This window comes from Pseudomonas sp. Soil_N_39, from assembly GCF_057655955.1.
In genome coordinates this window covers 192,105-208,006 of record NZ_JBDGLI010000003.1, presented here as the reverse complement: position 1 = coordinate 208,006, position 15,902 = coordinate 192,105, and the positions used below count along the sequence as shown (strand labels likewise).

At 62.2% G+C, this 15,902-nt stretch carries 13 protein-coding genes; 6 read left to right on the top strand and 7 right to left on the bottom strand.

The window, feature by feature from the left end:
* The first annotated feature begins 33 nt into the window (after positions 1-33).
* Both AC3A5O_RS05675 and AC3A5O_RS05670 read left to right on the top strand, forming a co-directional pair.
* Positions 34-2,070: an ATP-binding protein gene (locus AC3A5O_RS05675; protein WP_122569394.1), complete on the top strand. Its 2,037-nt coding sequence runs from the start codon at positions 34-36 to the stop codon at positions 2,068-2,070.
* Positions 2,071-2,072: 2 nt separating this feature from the next.
* On the top strand, positions 2,073-2,654 hold the full coding sequence (locus AC3A5O_RS05670; protein ID WP_487752931.1) for a cob(I)yrinic acid a,c-diamide adenosyltransferase: 582 nt from the start codon (positions 2,073-2,075) through the stop codon (positions 2,652-2,654).
* 123 nt (positions 2,655-2,777) lie between these two features.
* On the opposite strand, the gene AC3A5O_RS05665 is transcribed toward AC3A5O_RS05670, so the two are convergent.
* The 4 genes from AC3A5O_RS05665 to secA all read right to left on the bottom strand — a co-directional run bounded on the left by AC3A5O_RS05665 (position 2,778) and on the right by secA (position 8,588).
* Positions 2,778-3,722 (bottom strand): Nudix family hydrolase, encoded by a 945-nt coding sequence (locus AC3A5O_RS05665; protein ID WP_354336339.1) that lies wholly within the window; start codon positions 3,720-3,722, stop codon positions 2,778-2,780.
* Complete coding sequence (locus tag AC3A5O_RS05660; RefSeq protein ID WP_487752930.1) at positions 3,719-4,351, bottom strand: glutathione S-transferase family protein; 633 nt, start codon at positions 4,349-4,351, stop codon at positions 3,719-3,721. Before AC3A5O_RS05660 ends, AC3A5O_RS05665 begins: the two co-directional genes overlap by 4 nt.
* A gap of 160 nt (positions 4,352-4,511) precedes the next feature.
* Entirely contained in the window at positions 4,512-5,729 is a 1,218-nt protein-coding gene (gene argJ, locus AC3A5O_RS05655; protein ID WP_487752929.1) for a bifunctional glutamate N-acetyltransferase/amino-acid acetyltransferase ArgJ, read from the bottom strand.
* Positions 5,730-5,852: 123 nt separating this feature from the next.
* A complete protein-coding gene (secA, locus tag AC3A5O_RS05650; RefSeq protein ID WP_122569399.1) occupies positions 5,853-8,588 on the bottom strand; it encodes a preprotein translocase subunit SecA in 2,736 nt (911 codons plus the stop codon).
* Positions 8,589-8,895: 307 nt separating this feature from the next.
* On the opposite strand from secA, the gene AC3A5O_RS05645 reads away from it, so the two are divergent.
* On the top strand, positions 8,896-9,351 hold the full coding sequence (locus tag AC3A5O_RS05645; RefSeq protein ID WP_064107032.1) for a DUF721 domain-containing protein: 456 nt from the start codon (positions 8,896-8,898) through the stop codon (positions 9,349-9,351).
* Positions 9,352-9,623: 272 nt separating this feature from the next.
* On the opposite strand, the gene AC3A5O_RS05640 is transcribed toward AC3A5O_RS05645, so the two are convergent.
* Positions 9,624-11,114 carry a helicase HerA-like domain-containing protein gene (locus AC3A5O_RS05640; RefSeq protein ID WP_487752928.1) on the bottom strand — a complete coding sequence of 497 codons (1,491 nt, stop codon included), beginning with the start codon at positions 11,112-11,114 and terminating at the stop codon, positions 9,624-9,626.
* 328 nt (positions 11,115-11,442) lie between these two features.
* Between AC3A5O_RS05640 and gpgS the strand changes: the two genes are divergently transcribed.
* The 3 genes from gpgS (at position 11,443) to gpgF (ending at position 14,470) form a co-directional block, all read left to right on the top strand.
* The gene (gpgS, locus tag AC3A5O_RS05635; RefSeq protein ID WP_487752927.1) at positions 11,443-12,534 is read left to right on the top strand and encodes an N-acetylglucosaminyl phosphatidylglycerol synthase; all 1,092 of its coding nucleotides are present in this window, start codon (positions 11,443-11,445) and stop codon (positions 12,532-12,534) included.
* Between the two features lie 179 nt (positions 12,535-12,713).
* Entirely contained in the window at positions 12,714-13,478 is a 765-nt protein-coding gene (gene gpgD, locus AC3A5O_RS05630) for an N-acetylglucosaminyl phosphatidylglycerol deacetylase (RefSeq protein ID WP_487753012.1), read from the top strand.
* Positions 13,475-14,470, top strand: coding sequence for a glucosaminyl phosphatidylglycerol flippase (gpgF, locus tag AC3A5O_RS05625; RefSeq protein WP_122569402.1), 996 nt, complete (start codon positions 13,475-13,477; stop codon positions 14,468-14,470). Before gpgD ends, gpgF begins: the two co-directional genes overlap by 4 nt.
* Before the next feature lie 4 nt (positions 14,471-14,474).
* Here gpgF and AC3A5O_RS05620 read toward each other — a convergent pair whose 3' ends face one another.
* Positions 14,475-14,648, bottom strand: coding sequence for a hypothetical protein (locus AC3A5O_RS05620; RefSeq protein ID WP_163006898.1), 174 nt, complete (start codon positions 14,646-14,648; stop codon positions 14,475-14,477).
* Between the two features lie 129 nt (positions 14,649-14,777).
* The gene (gene purU / locus AC3A5O_RS05615) at positions 14,778-15,626 is read right to left on the bottom strand and encodes a formyltetrahydrofolate deformylase (RefSeq protein WP_122569403.1); all 849 of its coding nucleotides are present in this window, start codon (positions 15,624-15,626) and stop codon (positions 14,778-14,780) included.
* Positions 15,627-15,902: the final 276 nt, after the last annotated feature.

Genomic DNA, 15,902 nt, shown 5'->3' with positions numbered 1-15,902 from the left:
GGCCCTCGTGTTCCTTTCTTAACGACGAGTCTGATGCCATTGCGCCAGCGCCTTGAAAACCTCCCGGTCGGCCAAAAACTGCTGGCCGCCCTGTTGGTGTTGTTGACCACTGTCCTGTTGGTGGCCAACCTGACCTTTATCAGCGCCGCCTATTACATTTCCCAGGAAAGCATGGCGCCCCAGGCCCTGCAGACCATCGGCCGGCTGGTGGCCAACCCAAGCCTGATTTCCGATGCCCTGCAATCGCCACAAAGCGCCAAACGCCTGCTCGATGAGCTCAACAGCTATGCACCGCTACGGGCAGCGGCGCTGTACGACGGCCAGGGCGAACGCCTGGCGCAACTGCAACATGCCGAAAAACTCAAGCTGCCGGACCATTACCGCAATATGCAGGCTTGGCAGGCCAGTGAATTCCGCAGCAACCAGGTCATCACCCTGCCCCGCCCCGGCACGGAGCCAGGTCACCTGCTACTGGTGGCCAGCAGCGAACTGCCAACGGCGTTCTACACCGGCACGCTGACCGCCAGCCTCGGCATCCTGATTTTCAGCGTGCTGCTGTGGCTGATCATCGCCCAGCAGATCAAACGCCTGATCACCCAGCCGATTCATCAACTCGAAGAGCTGTCCCGCCAGGTCACCCGCGAAGAGAACTATGCCCTGCGCGCCGCACGGGGCAACCACGATGAGATCGGCAGCCTGGCCGAGGCGTTCAATACCATGCTCTCGCGCATCGAAGCCCGGGAGCAGCAACTCAAGCGCGCGCGGGACGACTCCCAGGCCGCCTACGACCAGGCCCAAGGCCTGGCGGAAGAAACCCGCCATACCAATCGCAAGCTGGAGCTGGAAGTCCAGGTGCGCAGCAAGATCGAGAAAAAACTCACCGGTTTCCAGAATTACCTCAACAGCATCATCGACTCCATGCCGTCGGCGCTGATCGCCCTCGACGAACAACTCTACGTCACCCAATGGAACCAGGAAGCCAGCGCCCTCTCCGGCACGCGGCTGGACGAAGCCCTGAACCAACCGATCTTCCTCGCTTTCGAACCCCTCAAGCCGTACCTGCCCCAGCTCAAGCAGACCGTCGAGCAACATACGGTGGCCAAGATCGAACGCGTCACCTGGACCAAGGACGACGAAGCCCGGCATTACGCCCTGACGTTCTATCCACTGATGGGCGGCGCCGGGCGGGGCGTGGTGATCCGCATCGACGACATCACCCAGCGCCTGTCGCTGGAGGAAATGATGGTGCAATCGGAAAAAATGCTCTCGGTCGGCGGCCTCGCGGCAGGCATGGCCCATGAGATCAACAACCCGCTTGGGGCGATCCTGCACAACGTGCAGAACATCCGCCGACGCCTGTCACCGGAACTGCCGAAGAACCTCGAACAGGCCGAGCAATTGGGTATCGAGTTACAGGAGGTCAATCGTTACCTCCAGGGCCGGGAAATCCCGCAGTTGCTCGACGGCATCCAGCAAGCCGGTGCCCGGGCGGCGAAAATCGTCACCCACATGCTCAGTTTCAGCCGGCGCAGCACCCGGCAGATGGCGCCGTGCGACCTGCCAGCGCTGATCGACCAGGCGGTGGAAATCGCCGGGAACGACTTCGACCTGGCGATCGGGTTCGACTTCAAGGGCCAGGCGATCATCCGTCAGTTCGACCCGAACCTGGGCCCGGTACCGGGCACTGCCAACGAACTGGAACAGGTGCTGCTCAACCTGCTGAAAAATGCCGCCCAGGCGATCCACCAACGCCAGGACGACAGCGAACCCGGGCGCATCATCCTGCGCACGCGATTGAATCCGCCGTGGGCGGAAATCCAGGTCGAGGACAACGGCATCGGCATGAGCGAGAACGTGCGCAAGCGCACCTTCGAGCCCTTCTTCACCACCAAGGAGATCGGCCAGGGCACCGGCCTTGGGCTGTCGGTCTCGTATTTCATCATCACCAACAACCACAAGGGCCAGATGGAAGTGCAGTCGGCGCCGGGCCAAGGCACCTGCTTCACCTTGCGCCTGCCGCTGGCGGGCACGTCGATGGTGCCGCAGGAAAACACACAACTGGAGCGCTGAGCATGGGCTTTCGCCTGTCGAAGATTTACACCCGCACCGGCGACAAAGGTGAAACCGGGTTGGGCGATGGTCGCCGCGTGGCAAAGGATCACCCACGGGTCGAGGCCATCGGCGAAGTGGATACGCTGAACAGCCAGTTGGGCTTGTTGTTGGCCGGTCTTGCCGCTGAAATAGGTCAATACCCGGCACTGAAGGAGGTTATCGACGTGCTGACGCCCTGTCAGCATCGGTTGTTCGACCTCGGCGGTGAACTGGCGATGCCGGCCTATCAGGCGCTGAACATGGCGGAAGTCGAGCGCCTGGAAGCGGCGATTGATGCGTGGAACGAGGAACTGGGACCGCTGGAAAACTTCATCCTGCCCGGTGGCTCGACGCTGATCGCCCAAGCCCACGTCTGCCGCAGCCTGGCCCGCAGCGCCGAGCGTCGTTGCCAGCAATTGAACGCGGTGGAGCCGTTGGCTGGGCCGGGGCTGGCCTATATCAATCGGTTGTCGGACTTGTTGTTCGTCGCGGCGCGGGTCATTGCCCGGCGGCAAGGCGTGGCAGAAGTGCTGTGGGAGGCGGCGGCCAAGCCTGGAATTTGAGTGGTTTTTGAGGCCGCCATCGCGAGCAAGCTCGCTCCCACAGGGGTTCTGTGAACACCGCAGATCCAGTGTGGGAGCGAGCTTGCTCGCGATAGCGTCAGTTGCTGCACCACATTCTCAAGCTCAAGATTCAGGCCAAAACGCCCGAATCCCCGCCACACCCTGCGCCCCGGCTTCCCAAGCTTTTTGCCGTTCGCCGGGCCCTACCCCACCCAACAGATAGACCGGCCGGTTGAAGCCCTCGATCAACCGCGTCGCCTCTTCCCAGCCCAACGGCTGCGCATCGGGATGGGTCTGAGTCGGCTGCACCGGCGAAAGCGTCACGAAGTCCACGTCCATCTGCTGCGCCAGGGCCAGTTCCTCGGCGTTATGGCAGGAGGCCGCCAGCCAGCGGTCCTTGCCGAACGGTCGACCGGCCGCAGCATGCTTGCGCAGTTGCGCGGCGGTAATGTGCCAACCAGCGGAAGGAAAATCCCCCAGCCATTCGAACGGTCCCTTGAGCATCAGTTGGGCCTTGCCGGCACACAACCCCGCCGCATCCACCGCCAGGTCGCGGTATTGCGGGTCGTAGCCGTTGGGGGCACGGAGCTGGACCAACTTGATCCCGCCAGCAATCGCCTTCTGCATACCGCGCAGCAAGGCCGGCGTCTCAAGGCCTTCAGGGGTAATCAGGTATTCACCCGGCAAACGGGCCGCGGCGACGATCGGCTGATTGGCCGCCGGAAACTCATGGTTCGTCAGGTCGCGGGCCGTCACCCAGGCCAACGGCTGCCCTTCGGCGCCGTGGGGCTCGCCGGTGAACGCCGAGACTTCCCAGACATCCAGCAACACCTGTTTGTCCGGGTAATCGTGACGCACCTTGATCAACGGCCGGGCGGCATCGACGACAATGCCCAGCTCTTCATGAAGTTCGCGGGCCAGGGCGGTTTCGACGGATTCGTCGGCCTCGACCTTGCCGCCAGGAAATTCCCACAAGCCGCCCTGGTGCTGGGTATCGGCCCGTCGGGCGATCAGGATTTTACCGGCGGCATCGCGAATGACCGCTGCCGCCACATGGACTCGTTTCACCGCGCAGTGTCCTCCAGGCCAGCCTGTTGCCACGCCTTGAACGCTGGCCATTGATATAGGGTTTCGACGTAGGCCGCATCGACTTCCGGCAGCTCTATTTGATAGGTACGCAAGCGCACGGCAACAGGAGCAAAAAAAGCATCGGCCAGGCTCAGGGTACCGAACAGATAAGGACCGGTTTCGGAGGCCGCCGCACGGCACTCCGCCCATAGCGCCAGCATCCGCTGGATTTCCGCCTGCACGTCAGATGGCATCGGCGACAGCGGCGCATCGTGCAGCAGATCCATGGGCATGTGGTTACGGAGGGCGAAAAAACCGCTGTGCATTTGCGCACAGGCCGAGCGCGCCTGGGCCCGGGCAGCCACATCCTTGGGCCAGAGATTGGCCTCGGGAAACTGTTCGGCCAGATATTCGGCAATCGCCAGGGAATCGGCGATCACGCCGAAGTCGGTCTTGAGCAACGGGACCTTGGCCGTGGTCGAATACTTGAGCAGCTTCTCACGGGTATCGGGCTGGTCGAGCCTGACCAGCTCTTCGGTGTACTTCGCGCCGGTCAGCGCCAGGGCCAACGCGCCGCGCAGGGACCAGGAGGATAGATCTTTATCGCCGATGATCAGGTGCAGGCTCATGTGGATTCCTTTCTTATGGTTCTGAGGTGGCTGTACTGGCGCCATCGCGAGCAAGCTCGCTCCCACAGGGTATCGGTGGTGTGAACACTTTCTCAGTCACCCCGCAAATCCCTGTGGGAGCGAGCTTGCTCGCGATGGCAACAACTCGGTCCCGAACGGTTTAAGTCCGGTACTCAGCGTTGATCTTGACGTACTCGTGGGACAGATCAGTGGTCCAGATGGTTTCGCTGCAATCACCCCGTCCCAACTCGATACGAATGGTGATCTCTTCCTGCTGCATCACCGCTGCCCCTTGGGCTTCGGTGTAGGTCGAAGCACGGGCACCTTGGCTGGCGATACAGACTTCACCGAGGAACACGTCGATCTTGCTCACGTCCAGCTCCGGTACGCCAGCCCGGCCGACGGCGGCAAGGATACGGCCCCAGTTCGGATCGGAGGCGAACAGCGCGGTCTTGATCAGCGGCGAGTGGGCCACGGTGTAGCCGACATCCAGGCATTCCTGATGGTTGCCACCACCGTTAACCTGCACGGTCACGAACTTGGTCGCGCCTTCACCATCACGGACGATGGCCTGGGCCACTTCCATGCACACTTCGAATACCGCCTGCTTCAAGGCGGCGAACAGCGGGCCGCTGGCCTCGGTGATCTCCGGCAGGTTGGCCTGGCCGGTGGCGATCAGCATGCAGCAGTCGTTGGTGGAGGTGTCGCCATCGATGGTGATGCGGTTGAACGACTTGTTGGCGCCGTCGAGCATCAGGTCTTGCAGCACTTGGCGCGAGACTTTGGCGTCGGTGGCGATGTAGCCGAGCATGGTCGCCATGTTCGGGCGGATCATGCCGGCGCCTTTGCTGATGCCGGTGACAGTGATGGTCACGCCATCATGCTCGAACTGGCGGCTCGCGCCCTTGGGCAAGGTGTCGGTGGTCATGATGCCGGTGGCGGCCGCGGCCCAGTTGTTTTCCGACAGATCATCGAGGGCGGCTTGCAGTGCGCCTTCGATCTTCTCGACCGGCAGAGGTTCGCCGATCACACCGGTGGAATACGGCAGCACTTGGCTGGCGTCGACGCCGGTCAATTCCGCCAGCTTGGCGCAGGTGCGCTCGGCGGCGGCCAAACCAGGCGCGCCGGTGCCGGCGTTGGCGTTACCGGTGTTGGTCAGCAGGTAACGTACCGGCCCCTGAACGCGTTGCTTGGCCAGGATGACCGGCGCGGCACAGAAGGCGTTGAGGGTGAACACACCCGCCACCGTCGAGCCTTCGGCGCAACGCATGACCACGACGTCCTTGCGCCCGGGGCGCTTGATGCCCGCCGAGGCAATACCGAGTTCAAAACCGGCAACCGGGTGCAACGTTGGCAACGGACCAAGACCAACAGCCATGAATGCGCTCCTAAATTAGATGTCTATCGACGCCGTCCTTATCGAGACGGCGAATCAAAATGGCAAAACGCCGCGACGGATAAAATCCGGTCGCGGCGTGGGTCGTTCAGCGTTGAAACGGGTTTATTGGATCTGCCCGTGGCAATGCTTGTATTTCTTGCCCGAACCGCAATAGCACAGTTCGTTACGGCCCAGCTTCTGCTCGTTGCGCACCGGTGCGGTCGCCAGGGCGACATCCACATCGACGCCCTCTTCGGCGACCACTTCCAGGCCAGGAGCTTCGGCGTGTTCGAACTGCATGCGCGCGGCCAGGGCTTCGGCTTCCTGGCGCAGGCGTGCTTCTTCTTCGGCCGGGTCTTCGCGGCGAACCTGAACGTGGGACAGCACACGGATCGAGTCGCGCTTGATCGAGTCGAGCAACTCGGAGAACAGCGTGTAGGACTCGCGCTTGTACTCCTGCTTCGGGTTCTTCTGGGCGTAGCCACGCAAATGGATACCGTGGCGCAGGTGATCCATGGTCGACAGGTGGTCTTTCCACAAATCGTCCAGTACCCGCAGCACAATCTGCTTCTCGAAGGAGCGCAGTGCTTCGGCGCCCGCCTGGTCTTCCTTCTCGTTGTAGGCAGCGATCAGCTCGGCCAGCAGTTTTTCGCGCAGGGTTTCTTCGTACAGGTGATCGTCTTCGTCGAGCCATTGCTGGATCGGCAAGGCCACGCCGAAGTCGCTCTGCAAGGCGGCTTCCAGGCCAGCGACATCCCACTGTTCCGGCAGCGACTGCGGCGGGATGTGAGCGCTGACGGTGGCGTTGAGCACGTCCTGGCGGAAATCGGCGATGGTTTCGCCAATGTTGTCGGCGGCCAACAAACTGTTACGCATGTGATAGATCACTTTACGCTGTTCGTTGTTGACGTCGTCGAACTCGAGCAATTGCTTGCGGATATCGAAGTTGCGTCCTTCGACCTTGCGCTGGGCCTTCTCGATGGCGTTGGTCACCATGCGGTGCTCGATCGCCTCGCCGGGCTGCATGCCCAGGGCCTTCATGAAGTTCTTCACCCGGTCAGAGGCGAAGATGCGCATCAGGCTGTCTTCCAGGGACAGGTAGAAACGGCTGGAACCGGCGTCACCCTGGCGACCGGCACGGCCACGCAGTTGGTTGTCGATACGACGCGATTCGTGACGCTCGGACGCGATCACCTGCAAACCGCCGGACTCGAGCACCTGCTGGTGACGCTTCTGCCAGTCGGCCTTGATCTGCGCGATCTGCTCGGGGGTCGGGTTTTCCAGGCTGGCGACTTCCACTTCCCAGTTGCCGCCCAGCAGGATGTCGGTACCACGGCCCGCCATGTTGGTGGCGATGGTCAGCGCACCCGGGCGACCGGCCTGGGCGATGATCTCGGCTTCCTTCTCGTGGAACTTGGCGTTGAGGACCTTGTGCTCGATGCCTTCCTTTTCGAGCAGGGCGGACATGTGCTCGGAGGTCTCGATGGTGGCGGTCCCCACCAGGATCGGACGGCCCTGGGCCATGCCTTCCTTGATGTCGTTGATGATCGCCGCGTACTTCTCTTCGGCGGTCAGGAACACCAGGTCGTTGTAGTCCTTGCGAGCCAGCGGCTTGTTCGGCGGAATCACCACCACTTGCAGGCCGTAGATCTGGTGGAATTCGAAGGCTTCGGTGTCCGCGGTACCGGTCATGCCGGACAGCTTGTTGTACAGGCGGAAATAGTTCTGGAAGGTGGTCGAGGCCAGGGTCTGGCTCTCGGCCTGGATGTTCAGGCCTTCCTTGGCTTCGATGGCCTGGTGCAGGCCTTCGGACAGGCGACGACCCGGCATGGTACGGCCGGTGTGTTCGTCCACCAGCACGACCTGGCCGTCCTGCACGATGTATTCGACGTTGCGATTGAACAGCTTGTGGGCACGCAAGCCGGCATAGACGTGGGTCAGCAAGCCCAGGTTGTGGGCCGAGTACAGGCTCTCGCCTTCGGCCAGCAAACCAACGCGGGTGAGCATTTCCTCGACGAACTGGTGACCGGCCTCGTTGAGTTCGACCTGGCGGGTCTTCTCGTCGACCGAGTAGTGCCCGGCCTGGGTCACTTCGCCTTCGACTTCCTCGACGTGCAACTTGAGCTGCGGGATCAGTTTGTTGATCTCGATGTACAGCTTGGAGCTGTCCTCGGCCTGACCGGAGATGATCAGCGGGGTACGGGCTTCGTCGATGAGGATGGAGTCGACTTCGTCGATCACGGCAAAGTTGAGTTCACGCTGGAATTTTTCTTCCATGCTGAACGCCATGTTGTCGCGCAGGTAGTCGAACCCGAATTCGTTGTTGGTGCCGTAGGTGATGTCGGCAGCGTAGGCGGCGCGCTTCTCTTCCGGCGGCTGGAACGGCGTGACGACGCCGACGGTCAGGCCGAGGAATTCGTAGAGCGGGCGCATCCAGTTGGCGTCGCGGCGGGCCAGGTAGTCGTTGACCGTCACCACGTGCACGCCCTTGCCGGACAGCGCGTTGAGGTATACGCCCAGGGTCGCCACGAGGGTCTTGCCCTCACCGGTACGCATTTCGGCGATCTTGCCTTCGTGCAAGGTCATGCCGCCGATCAACTGAACGTCGAAGTGGCGCATGCCCATGATCCGCTTGCCGGCTTCACGGGCAACCGCAAAGGCTTCGGGCAGGAGCTGGTCAAGGGTTTCCCCCTTGGCGATGCGGTCCTTGAATTCGGCAGTCTTGGCGCGTAACTGATCGTCCGAAAGGGCCACCATTTGCTCTTCGAAGGCATTGACAGTCTGTACCGTCTTGAGCATGCGCTTGACTTCACGCTCGTTCTTGCTTCCAAAAAGTTTCTTTAACAAAGGCGCAAACATATCGGCAGGATCTTCCACACTAAAGGGATGGAGGGCGGCCCCATGAGTCGCCCGTGCAGCCCTCATGGCCGCATGCGAACGAGCATTCTACCCGGAAACGATGGAGAGGAAAGTGGCGTTATTCCACGATGCTGGCACAGCGCTGTGACGGGGCCACCCTAAAATAAGGGCTTTTGCGCGAACTTCAACCCACAAAGCGCAGAAGTTACTCACTGATTGTGTAGCCAAAAGCCGCTGGGCGAGAGGGTCGAAGCGCATCCGGCGCTTTCTGCTACCATGGCGCCTCTGTCACTTGCGGTATTCATTCATGGCCTTCCGCCCTCTTCCAGCCAAGGCACCCGCCGTTCTGCTGCGCGAAGCCAAGCCGCTGAAAGCCATCTTTGGCCACGCCAGACGCCTGGGTCACCTGCAACGCCTGCTGGACAGCCAGCTGCAACCGGCCGCGCGCGAGCATTGTCACGTGGCGTCCTGGCGCGAAGGCAGTTTGTTGCTGATCGTCACCGACGGCCACTGGGCCACGCGTTTGCGTTACCAGCAAAAGCGCCTGCTGCGTCAATTGCAGGCGTTCGAAGAGTTCGCCAACCTGACGCGGATCCTGTTCAAGGTACAACCGCCCACCGTCCAGGTCGGCGCCAAGGGACATACGCTGGATTTGTCCACCGACGCCGCGGCGACCATCCAGGCCACGGCGGACGGCATCACCGATCCCAACCTGCGGGCGGCGCTGGAGCGGTTGGCGGCACATGCGCGGCCCAAGGGTTGAGATTTTCAGCGCCTGTTAGATAGTTATCGCGAGCAAGCTCGCTCCCACAGGGGATCTGCGGCGGACACTTATTTTTTGCACAACGCCAATCCCTTGTGGGAGCGAGCTTGCTCGCGATAGCGGCAGATCAACCGGCACATGCTTCGCCTGCTAAACCGCCTTCGCGAGCAAGCCCGCTCCCACAGTAGATTTCTGCCGGGCGCAACATGTGTGCCTGCCGCAGATCCATTGTGGGAGCGGGCTTGCTCGCGAAAGGGGCGACTCGGTCCTGGCTATCGGCGCCGCTTACTGCCCCCCAGCAACGACCCCATCAACCCGCGCACCAATTGCCGGCCCAATTGATTGGCCGCCTGGCGCATCGCCGATTTAAGCGCCTGGCCGGCTGCCGTGCCGAGGAACTCGCCGGCCTTTTCGGTGAAACTCGGTTCTTTGGCCGTGGGCTTGCCCGGTACCGCTTCGGCCTGGGGCTCCAACCCCTTGCGCCCCATCAGCACTTCATAGGCCGATTCACGATCAATGGGTTTGTCGTAGCGCCCTTGCAGCGACGAACTGTTGATCAAGCCGGCGCGCTCGGTCTCGGTCAGCGGCCCGATGCGCGATTGTGGCGGAGCCACCAACACCCGCTGGACCATTTCCGGCGTGCCTTTTTCCTGCAAGGTGCCCACCAAGGCCTCACCAATGCCCAGTTCAGTGAGCACCGCCAAAGCATCGAACTGCGGGTTGGGCCGGAAACCGTCGGCCACCGCCCGCAGGGATTTCTGTTCCTTGGCCGTAAAGGCCCGCAACCCGTGCTGGATGCGCAACCCCAACTGCGCCAGCACATCGTCCGGCAAGTCGCCCGGCGACTGGGTCACGAAATACACCCCCACGCCCTTGGAGCGGATCAGCCGCACCACTTGCTCCAAGCGTTCCTGCAAGGCCTTGGGCGTACCGGCAAAGAGCAAGTGTGCCTCATCGAAGAACAGCGCCAGCAGCGGTTTGTCCGCATCGCCGCGCTCGGGCAATTGCTCGAACAGCTCGGCCAGCAGCCACAGCAGGAACGTCGCATAGACCTTCGGCGCTTCGTGGACCAGGCGGCTGGCGTCGAGCAAGTGGATGCGGCCACGGCCATCGCTGGCCGGTTGCAGGATGTCTTCGAGTTGCAAGGCTGGTTCGCCGAACAACGCGTCCGCGCCCTGCTGTTCCAGGGTGGACAGGCGCCGCAGCAGCGCCTGGCTGGAGCCGGTGGTCATCAGCGCCGCGTCGTCCCCCAGCAACTCGGGGTTGTCCTTGAGATGATTGAGCAGCGCTTTCAGGTCCTTGAGGTCCAGCAGCAACAGGCCCTCGCGGTCGGCCACCTTGAACGCGGCGTAGAGCGCCGACTGCTGGCTGTCCGTTAGCTCCAGCAGACTGCCGATCAACAACGGGCCCATTTCACTCAAAGTGGTGCGCAGCGGATGACCGGACTGACCGTGGATATCCCACAAGGTCACCGGATAAGCTTGGGGCTTGTGGTTGAGCCAGGGCATGCCAGCGATGCGCTCGGCGCTCTTGCCCTGGGGGTTGCCGGCCGCGCCCAGGCCGCACAGGTCCCCCTTGATGTCCGCCGCGAACACCGCCACGCCGGCATCGCTGAACATTTCCGCCAGGCGCTGCAAGGTGACGGTCTTACCGGTACCGGTGGCGCCCGCCACCAGACCATGACGGTTCGCCAGGCGCATGGCCTGGGCGATGGGCTGGCCGCTGAGGTCGGCGCCGATAACGAGTTGCGATGAGTCAGGCATGTGGTCACCCGTGGTGTTTGCGATATGACGCCATTTTGCACGCTTATATAAAAGCATGCCTGGCGCGTTAAGGCCCTGGCGTCAGGAAATAATAGTCTGCGCCTGGGGTGGCCCTATCGCGAGCAAGCTCGCTCCCACATTGGATCTGTGCCCGACCCAAATCCCTGTGGGGGCGAGCTTGCTCGCGATGAGGCCCCGTCAAACCCAGCAATACCCACTGGCAACGCTCCCGCCCCACAACCCCAACCGAACATCTATTCTTACTAAAGGTCAACACAGGAGAACACAGACCGGAGGGACGTTCATCGTGCATATAGCGGACATAACCATGTTCTACGCCCCCGCCAGCGGAGGCGTGCGCACTTATCTGGATGCCAAGCACCGGCGCCTGGGCGATCGGCCCGGCATTCGCCACAGCCTGTTGATCCCGGGCGCGCATTTGAGCGAGCACGACGGCATCTACAAGGTTCCAGCCCCGGCGCTGCCGTTCGGCAAGGGCTATCGTTTCCCCCTTCGCCTGGCGCCGTGGCGCAACGTCCTGCGCGATCTGCAACCGGATCTGATCGAAGTCGGTGATCCGTACCTCACCGCCTGGGCCGCATTGGACGCCCGCCGTCAGCTCGACGTGCCCGTCATCGGTTTCTATCACTCCGACCTGCCGCTGCTGGTGAGCAACCGCATGGGCAACTGGTTCACTCCCAACATCGAAGCCTATGTCAGCAAGTTGTACGGCAATTTCGACCGGGTCCTGGCGCCGAGCCAGGTCATGGCCGACAAACTGACCGGGCTGGGGGTCAAGAACGTCTTCGTGCAACCGTTGGGCGTCGACCTGCAAACCTTCACCCCCGCCGCCCGCGACCCGGAACTGCGGGCCGAACTGGGTATCGCCGAAGACACGCGCCTGCTGATTTTCGCCGGTCGTGGTTCCAAGGAAAAAAACCTGCCGGTGTTGCTCAAGTGCATGAAACGCCTGGGCGAACGCTATCACCTGTTGTTGGTGGGCTCGTCGATGCCCGCCATAGTGCCGGACAACGTCACGGTGGTCGACGAATTCTGCCCGGCGCCGCAAGTTGCCCGGCTCATGGCCAGCGCCGATGCCCTGCTGCACGCCGGCGACCAGGAAACCTTCGGCCTGGTGATCCTCGAAGCCATGGCCAGCGGTATTCCCGTGGTGGCGGTGGCGGCCGGGGCTTTCACCGAAATCGTCCATGAGGACTGTGGCCTGCTGTGCACACCCAACAATCCCCAGGCCATGGCCAATGCCGTGCGGCAACTGTTTGCCGAAGGCTGCCAGCGCCGGGGCCTGCTGGCGCGCCGGCATGTGGAGCGTCATTACGCCTGGGACACCGTGGTCAACAGCTTGCTGGGGCATTACTACGCCGTGCTCGGCGAACAAATGCCGTTGCTGGCCAATGGGTGAGGCGAGGTCCGTGTCGATGAATCATTCGCCCAGTGTCCTGTTTCGCAAATACGTTTCTTTCTTGGCGAGTGGCTGTTGTCGTCAGGCACGGCGCCGCGACGAGTCATAGCCCGCTATAGCGAGGAGCGGCAACGCAGCATGACGACAACAGACACCGTCAAAAAGGAACAGTATTTGTGATACAGGACACTAGCGTGCTCTTGGTGCTGCATGACGTGGCACCGCAAACCTGGCCCGACTACCAGCCCTTCGTCGAAGCCGTGGATGCCCTCGGCCAGGTGCCGATGACCTGGCTGGTGGTACCGGACTTTCACCGCACCAATGCGCTGGAGGCTCATCCCGGCTTTCGCCGCCTGCTCGACAGCCGGGTCGAGCGCGGCGACGAACTGGTGTTGCATGGTTACTACCATTGCGACGACGGCCCTGCCGCCCGCCACCCCAAGGATTGGTTCATGCGCCGGGTCTATACCCATGAGGGCGAGTTCTACCACCTGTCCGAGGCCGCCGCCCTCGCCCGCCTGCGCGCCGGGATCGAAACCTTTGAGCGTTACCGCTGGCCGTTGGAAGGTTTCGTCGCTCCGGCCTGGCTGATGAGCGAAGGCACGCGCCGGGCCTTGCGCCAGTTGCCGCTGAGCTACACCAGCGATACCCAACACCTCTATCGCCTGCCCGACTTCACCGCCATCGACGCGCCAGGGCTGGTCTGGAGTGCCCGCAGTGCCTGGCGCCGTGGCCTGTCTAAAGTCATCAGCGACCAGCGTGAACAGCGCTGGCGCCAAGCCCCGGTGATTCGCCTGGGCCTGCACCCGGTGGACATGCGCCACGGGTTTTCCCGCAACTATTGGCTGCGTACCCTCGAACGCTTGCTCAACGACGGTCGCGTGCCGATGACCAAGGTCGGCTGGCTGGCGACCCAGGGGCTGCAGGCCCGCAGCGCCGCATGAAACGGCTGATCTGGCTGGGCGTCGCCTTGCTCACGGCGCTGTTGGTGCCGTTGCTGGTCGGTGGCGGGGAAATGTGGTCGCGGGTGCAGCGCTTTCCCCTGCCACTGCTGCTGACCATGCTCGGCATGATCGTGCTGTGCTGGGGTTTGAATTCCGTGCGCTTGCGCCTGTTACTGGGTGAATACCGTGGGCGCATCGGCCGATGGAAAAGCATGGGCGTGGTGATGTCCACCGAGTTCGCCATGTGTGCGACACCCGGTGGCAGTGGTGGCCCGCTGACGCTGATGGCCCTGCTGGCGCGCAACGGCGTACGCCCAGCCCATGGCAGCGCGGTGTTTGCCATGGATCAACTGAGCGACTTGCTGTTCTTCCTCTGCGCCTTGGTGGGCATTCTGTTCTACGCGCTGTTCCAGAACCTCAGCCAGCGCCTGGAATGGATGCTGGCGTTGAGCGCGATTTCATTGTTTAGCGGGCTGTGCGGCTGCGTGCTGGTGGCCCGTTATCACCGCCGGCTGATCCTGCTGGGCGCTCGTGTGCTGCGGCACTTACGGGTAAAGACCGCCACCCGCCAACGCTGGGGCCGCAAGATCCTGAACTTCCTCGCGGCGTTCACCGACACGTTGAAACTGCCGCGACAGACGCTGTTCCAGGTTTTCGGCCTGACCTGCCTGCATTGGGCGCTGCGCTACAGCGTGTTGTACCTGGCCTTGAAGGGGCTGGGGGCGGATTTGCAGTGGGCCTGGAGTTTCCTGATCCAGATGCTGTCCTTGAGCGCGGGACAGTTCAGCCTGCTGCCGGGCGGTGCCGGGGCGGCCGAATTGACCTCAGCGGCGCTGTTGGCCCCCATGGTGGGCAAGTCCACCGCAGCGGCGGCGATCCTGATCTGGCGGGCGGTGACCTATTACTTTTACCTGGTGGCCGGCGGGCCGGTGTTCTTTCTGATGGTCGGGCGGCCATTGATCAAGAAGCTGGTCCGGCTCAGGCAGGCCTGACCGGTCACGGCGCCTGTTCGGGCTCGTCCTGGGGATGCAGTTGCTCCCACAATTGTGCGGCATCGGGAAACTCGGTGCCGTCCTCCGGGCTCAACGCGTCGGGGTCATAGCGGCTCAGACAGCCCTCGCCCAGGGTGGCTGGCGCCTTGGAGGTGGCTTTGTCCAATGGATCGGTCATGGCGCGTTCCTCCCTTTGAGGTTGCATGTACCGTGGCGAGGGAGCTTGCTCCCTCGCCACAGGGACATCGTTGTTCTTTAGTAAACAAAAAGGCCTGGCGATCGCTCGTCCAGGCCCCTTGCAGTGTAGTCAGAAGACCACGGTCTTGTTGCCATGCACCAGCACCCGGTCTTCCAGGTGATAACGCAGGCCTCGGGCCAACACCATCTTCTCTACGTCACGGCCGAAACGCACCATGTCTTCGATGCTGTCGCTGTGGCTGACACGCACCACGTCCTGCTCGATGATCGGGCCGGCATCCAGCTCTTCGGTCACGTAGTGACAGGTGGCGCCAATCAGCTTCACACCGCGCATCGACGCCTGGTGGTACGGCTTGGCCCCGACGAACGATGGCAGGAAACTGTGGTGGATGTTGATGACCTTATGGGCGTATTCGCTGCACAAGGCCGGTGGCAGGATCTGCATGTAGCGGGCCAGCACCACCACCTCGGCGTCGTGGTGCTTGACCAGCCGCGAGACTTCGGCGAACGCCGGGTGCTTGTCCTGCGGGTTGACCGGTACGTGGTAATACGGGATGCCGTGCCATTCCACCATGCTGCGCAAATCGTCATGGTTGGAAATCACACAGGCGATGTCGCAATCGAGCTCATCGCTGTGCCAGCGGTGCAACAGGTCAGCCAGGCAATGAGACTCGCGGCTGGCCATCAGCACCACGCGTTTTTTCTGCGCGGTGTCGGTGATGCGCCAGTCCATCGAGAACTCTTCGGCAATGGGTGCGAACGCTTCACGAAAGGCTTCAATGCCGAAGGGCAGCGAGTCGGCACGAATCTCGTGACGCATGAAAAACCAACCGCTTTGATTGTCCGAGTGATGGCTCGCTTCGGTGATCCAGCCGTTATGGGACGCCAGAAAGTTACTGACTTTAGCAACGATGCCGACGCGGTCCGGGCAAGCAATCACCAGACGAAAAGTGCGCATTAGGGAAACTCCAGAACTTCGCAAAGGCGGCCATTCTAGCCATTGCGCGGCAAAACTGCAGTATCGATGACACGCCGAATCACGGGGGACAGCCCAGGCCATGGCCTGCGAAGCCCGGGAAGGCGGGTTATATGAGGGACAGATGTGAAAACATCTGTCGCGGTATTTAACTGCAAGAGGCATTTTTGTGGTGCAGCACTAATTAATTAAATAAAACATCGGTTAAATGTTTACTTGATGAAACTGTCTGATTACTATTGCCGCACTGTCTCCTTG

Excerpts from the sequence above, each read along its gene's own strand:
- purU (WP_122569403.1), bottom strand. The coding sequence starts at position 15,626 with ATGCGCACTTTTCGTCTGGTGATTGCTTGCCCGGACCGCGTCGGCATC.
- AC3A5O_RS05645 (WP_064107032.1), top strand. The coding sequence starts at position 8,896 with ATGGCCTTCCGCCCTCTTCCAGCCAAGGCACCCGCCGTTCTGCTGCGC.
- gpgF (WP_122569402.1), top strand. The coding sequence starts at position 13,475 with ATGAAACGGCTGATCTGGCTGGGCGTCGCCTTGCTCACGGCGCTGTTG.
- gpgS (WP_487752927.1), top strand. The coding sequence starts at position 11,443 with ATGTTCTACGCCCCCGCCAGCGGAGGCGTGCGCACTTATCTGGATGCC.
- AC3A5O_RS05675 (WP_122569394.1), top strand. The coding sequence starts at position 34 with ATGCCATTGCGCCAGCGCCTTGAAAACCTCCCGGTCGGCCAAAAACTG.
- AC3A5O_RS05670 (WP_487752931.1), top strand. The coding sequence starts at position 2,073 with ATGGGCTTTCGCCTGTCGAAGATTTACACCCGCACCGGCGACAAAGGT.
- AC3A5O_RS05640 (WP_487752928.1), bottom strand. The coding sequence starts at position 11,114 with ATGCCTGACTCATCGCAACTCGTTATCGGCGCCGACCTCAGCGGCCAG.
- argJ (WP_487752929.1), bottom strand. The coding sequence starts at position 5,729 with ATGGCTGTTGGTCTTGGTCCGTTGCCAACGTTGCACCCGGTTGCCGGT.
- AC3A5O_RS05660 (WP_487752930.1), bottom strand. The coding sequence starts at position 4,351 with ATGAGCCTGCACCTGATCATCGGCGATAAAGATCTATCCTCCTGGTCC.
- secA (WP_122569399.1), bottom strand. The coding sequence starts at position 8,588 with ATGTTTGCGCCTTTGTTAAAGAAACTTTTTGGAAGCAAGAACGAGCGT.
- AC3A5O_RS05620 (WP_163006898.1), bottom strand. The coding sequence starts at position 14,648 with ATGACCGATCCATTGGACAAAGCCACCTCCAAGGCGCCAGCCACCCTG.